This is a genomic window from Streptococcus sp. HMSC068F04, from assembly GCF_001837455.1.
Classification (GTDB): Bacteria; Bacillota; Bacilli; order Lactobacillales; family Streptococcaceae; genus Streptococcus; species Streptococcus salivarius_D.
The window spans coordinates 1-4,529 of the sequence record NZ_KV832520.1; the positions used below are offsets into that span (position 1 = coordinate 1).

General features: G+C 41.6%; 4 protein-coding genes. All 4 read left to right on the forward strand.

What is annotated here, in order from left to right:
* Positions 1 to 126: 126 nt before the first annotated feature.
* The 4 genes from HMPREF2571_RS08390 to rfbB all read left to right on the forward strand — a co-directional run bounded on the left by HMPREF2571_RS08390 (position 127) and on the right by rfbB (position 4,465).
* Positions 127 to 1,473 (forward strand): acyl-CoA thioester hydrolase/BAAT C-terminal domain-containing protein, encoded by a 1,347-nt coding sequence (locus HMPREF2571_RS08390; protein ID WP_070847794.1) that lies wholly within the window; start codon positions 127 to 129, stop codon positions 1,471 to 1,473.
* A gap of 213 nt (positions 1,474 to 1,686) precedes the next feature.
* A complete protein-coding gene (gene rfbA, locus HMPREF2571_RS08395; protein ID WP_002883992.1) occupies positions 1,687 to 2,556 on the forward strand; it encodes a glucose-1-phosphate thymidylyltransferase RfbA in 870 nt (289 codons plus the stop codon).
* Positions 2,556 to 3,149, forward strand: a complete 594-nt coding sequence (locus tag HMPREF2571_RS08400; RefSeq protein WP_013990761.1) for a dTDP-4-dehydrorhamnose 3,5-epimerase family protein — start codon at positions 2,556 to 2,558, stop codon at positions 3,147 to 3,149. Before rfbA ends, HMPREF2571_RS08400 begins: the two co-directional genes overlap by 1 nt.
* A gap of 269 nt (positions 3,150 to 3,418) precedes the next feature.
* Positions 3,419 to 4,465, forward strand: coding sequence for a dTDP-glucose 4,6-dehydratase (gene rfbB, locus HMPREF2571_RS08405; RefSeq protein WP_002884100.1), 1,047 nt, complete (start codon positions 3,419 to 3,421; stop codon positions 4,463 to 4,465).
* The last annotated feature ends 64 nt before the right edge of the window (positions 4,466 to 4,529 follow it).

Genomic DNA, 4,529 nt, shown 5'->3' on the forward strand with positions numbered 1-4,529 from the left:
ACCACCCGTTAGACGGGTGGTTATGATTAGAATTTCTTTGCATCTATTTCTTATTTGATTAGAAAATGATAAAATAGTAACTGTTCATTGATTGTAGGTGAATACTAATAAAAAAGGGGAGGGACTATGTTCCAAAAAGTTAAAGTATATGTGACAGTCATTGTTACTTTGCTAGCCATAAGTTTAGGCCTGTCTGTCAAAGCAGGGGCAGCAGAAGACTTGGCTGTGACAAAGACAAGTATTGTTCTAGAAAGTTATGAGTTTGGACCGGCTGTAACCAAAGTCATTTTTGAATTTAATCAGAAGGTCACGCCAGAGGTTGTCCACAGCTCAACTCAGGTTACAACAGCAGGGGTCAGTTGTCAGGTAACGAACTCTTATGTTTCTGATGATAAGGGGCATGTGGTCTATTATGACAATAGCAAGTACGTGACGCTTGAATTGAGCCTACCGTCTTATAACCGCTACAACATGGGTGGGAATGCTGAACCTATGTATTTCAACCTTTCTACTTGGACTAACCAATGGCTGGAAAGTTACATGGTATCAATGAAAGACTTGTCAGTAGTGGCAGAAGGTAGTAGTCAGTCACAGATGGTTTCATCTGAACAAGATGCTATCAACAATCGTTTGATGCCAACGACGGAGGTTTTCGACGAGCGCGGACAGGTAGGTAACATGCAGTATGCGGCTTATAGTGCCCAGACTGGTACTGGGAATAGCACCAAACCATTGATTGTCTGGCTACACGGCATTGGTGAAAGAGGGACAGACATGAATATTCCGCTTCTTTCAAATGACGTCTATGCGCTTACCCAGCCTGATATTCAAGGCCATTTCTTAACAACTGGTGATCAGGCGCGTGGGGTTAATGTTCTAGCTGTTCAAACGCAGACACCTTGGGGGTCGGATAACGCAGCCCAACTCAAAGAGACCATTGATACCTACCTAGCTAATCACCCTGAGGTAGATAAGGGACGAATCTATCTTGCGGGAGTTTCAAATGGTGGTGGTATGGTCTTGACCATGGGAGCAACTTATCCAGATTATTTTGCAGCTCTCATTCCAATTGCAGCGCCACTAACCGTTGACCAATCTGGAATTGATAAACTGAAGAACCAGCCTATGTGGTTGATTCACACAAAGGCAGACGCAACAGTCCAACCAGAAAATAGTGTCTTGCCTTTATATAAGAGCTTGATTACCTCCGGAGCTACTAACAAGTGGTTCTCATACTTTGAAACAGCTACTGGGACTGATCTTCCTGGGACAGAGTATGATGGGCATTGGGCTTGGATTTATTTCTTCCATGACCAGGTGATTGGCGTTCAGCATCCTGAAAATACGAAAAATTGGGAGGGTTACAGTGGTATGGTAGCCACTGATCCAACCAATGGAGGTGGCTCTCGTGCCAGTGTCAATGGACAAACTTATAACAGTATCTTTGACTGGATGAGTGCACAAAGACACTAAGAGGATGATAATCACACTTCCCAAGGGGAATATTGCAAGATATTATCTTCAATCGAAAAGGGTTTCAATCGAAATCCTTTTTTAGATTGGATTAAGAAAATGGGCACTTGTGATTTTCTTAATGAAAGCTTAAGAACATAGGGTTTACCGTGACAAGAGGGCTGAAAAATGCTAAAATATAGATAATATATTAGAGAAAAAAGGAGCCTTCTTATGAAAGGTATTATTCTTGCAGGTGGTTCAGGGACACGTTTGTATCCATTGACACGTGCTGCATCAAAACAACTGATGCCGATTTACGATAAACCAATGATTTACTATCCACTCTCAACGCTTATGTTGGCTGGTATTAAGGAAATTCTCATCATCTCAACGCCACAGGACCTTCCACGTTTTGAAGAGCTTCTTGGTGATGGTTCTGAGTTCGGTATTTCACTTTCTTACGCAGTACAACCAAGCCCAGATGGATTGGCTCAAGCCTTTATCATTGGTGAAGACTTCATTGGTGACGATAGTGTTGCACTTGTCCTCGGGGATAACATTTTCCATGGCAATGGTCTTTCTGCCATGCTTCAACGTGCTGAAGCTAAGGAAAAAGGTGCCACAGTCTTTGGTTATCAAGTTAAGGACCCAGAACGTTTTGGAGTTGTTGAGTTTGACGACAATATGAATGCCATCTCTATCGAGGAAAAACCTGAGCATCCAAAATCAAACTTTGCTGTAACTGGTCTTTATTTCTATGACAATGATGTTGTGGAAATTGCTAAAAACATCAAGCCAAGCCCTCGTGGCGAACTTGAAATCACGGATGTTAACAAGGCTTACCTAGAACGTGGAGACCTCTCTGTTGAGCTTATGGGACGTGGCTTTGCTTGGTTGGATACAGGCACTCACGAAAGTCTCTTGCAGGCTGCTCAGTACATCGAAACAGTTCAACGTTTGCAGAATGTCCAAGTAGCTAACCTTGAAGAGATTGCCTATCGCATGGGTTATATCACTAAAGAACAGGTTCTTGAATTGGCACAACCACTTAAGAAAAATGAATACGGACAATATTTGCTCCGTTTGATTGGAGAAGCATAATGACTGAACAATTTTTTGGTAAAGAATTAGCTGCACGCAAGATTGATGCCATCCCAGGTCTGCTTGAATTTGATATTCCTGTTCATGGAGATAACCGTGGATGGTTCAAGGAAAACTTCCAAAAGGAAAAGATGTTGCCACTTGGTTTTCCAGAATCATTCTTTGCAGAAGGAAAATTGCAAAATAACGTTTCTTTCTCACGTAAAAATGTTTTGCGTGGCTTGCACGCCGAGCCTTGGGATAAATACATCTCAGTGGCAGATGAAGGAAAGGTTCTTGGAACTTGGGTTGACCTCCGTGAAGGCGAAACGTTTGGGAATACTTATCAAACTGTTATTGATGCCTCAAAAGGAATCTTTGTTCCTCGTGGTGTTGCCAATGGTTTCCAAGTTCTGTCTGACAAAGTATCATACAGCTATCTCGTAAACGATTACTGGGCACTTGAACTTAAACCTAAATATGCCTTTGTCAACTATGCTGACCCAAGCCTTGATATCAAGTGGGAAAACTTGGAAGAAGCAGAAGTCTCAGAAGCAGATAAAAATCACCCATTGCTCAAAGACGTTAACCCCCTCAAACCAGAGGATTTGTAAAAATATAGCTCTTGAAACAATTAAGAAAATCATTATATAGTTTTTAGCTTTGTTATAAACGAGCGAAGCGAGCTATATGATTAGCTTTCCGCCGTGAGAAAAGCACCTGAATCATTGTGTTTCAGGTGCTCGGAAGTTTTGAGACATCAGGCTCAAAACTTAGTCATGGAACTTCTTCGAAGTTCGCTGACGTCCGTACTCACCTAAGGAAAGCTAAAAAAGATTGATTTAAGGAACGATTAAGAAAAATAATATTTTTTGGAGAAAAAATGACTGAATATAAAAATATCATCGTAACTGGTGGCGCAGGTTTCATCGGTTCAAACTTCGTACACTATGTCTACAACAACCATCCAGACGTACATGTGACTGTCCTTGACAAACTCACTTACGCTGGTAACCGTGCCAATATTGAAGAAATCCTTGGTGACCGTGTTGAATTGGTTGTTGGTGATATTGCTGATGCTGAATTGGTTGATAAATTGGCTGCTAAGGCTGATGCTATCGTTCACTATGCGGCTGAAAGCCACAATGATAATTCATTGAACGACCCATCACCATTTATCCACACAAACTTCATTGGTACTTACACACTCTTGGAGGCTGCTCGTAAATACGATATTCGTTTCCACCACGTGTCAACAGACGAAGTTTATGGTGACCTTCCATTGCGCGAAGATCTCCCTGGACACGGTGAAGGTCCTGGTGAAAAATTCACAGCAGAAACAAAATACAACCCTTCATCACCATACTCATCAACTAAGGCTGCTTCAGACCTCATCGTTAAAGCATGGGTGCGTTCATTTGGTGTTAAAGCAACTATTTCAAACTGCTCAAACAACTATGGACCATACCAACACATCGAAAAATTCATCCCACGTCAAATCACCAACATCTTGTCAGGAATTAAACCAAAACTTTATGGTGAAGGTAAAAACGTCCGTGACTGGATTCACACTAATGACCACTCAACTGGTGTTTGGGCTATCCTCACTAAGGGTCGTATCGGTGAAACTTACTTGATTGGTGCCGATGGTGAAAAGAACAACAAGGAAGTGCTTGAACTTATCCTTGAAAAAATGGGTCAACCAAAGGATGCTTACGACCGTGTCACAGACCGTGCTGGTCATGATTTGCGTTACGCTATTGATTCAACAAAATTGCGTGAAGAACTTGGTTGGGAACCACAATTCACAAACTTTGAATCAGGTTTGGAAGAAACAATCAAGTGGTACACAGATCACCAAGACTGGTGGAAAGCCGAAAAAGAAGCTGTTGAAGCTAACTACGCTAAGACACAAGAAGTTCTTAAATAATTGGAAAATCTATCACTTCCAAGCTAGTGATAGATTTTTCTATTTTGTGACTTTAAGTCCGTTT

What these genes read in the sequence shown, in the direction of transcription:
- HMPREF2571_RS08390 (WP_070847794.1), top strand. Translation starts at nt 127, where the DNA reads ATGTTCCAAAAAGTTAAAGTATATGTGACAGTCATTGTTACTTTGCTA.
- rfbA (WP_002883992.1), top strand. Translation starts at nt 1,687, where the DNA reads ATGAAAGGTATTATTCTTGCAGGTGGTTCAGGGACACGTTTGTATCCA.
- HMPREF2571_RS08400 (WP_013990761.1), top strand. Translation starts at nt 2,556, where the DNA reads ATGACTGAACAATTTTTTGGTAAAGAATTAGCTGCACGCAAGATTGAT.
- rfbB (WP_002884100.1), top strand. Translation starts at nt 3,419, where the DNA reads ATGACTGAATATAAAAATATCATCGTAACTGGTGGCGCAGGTTTCATC.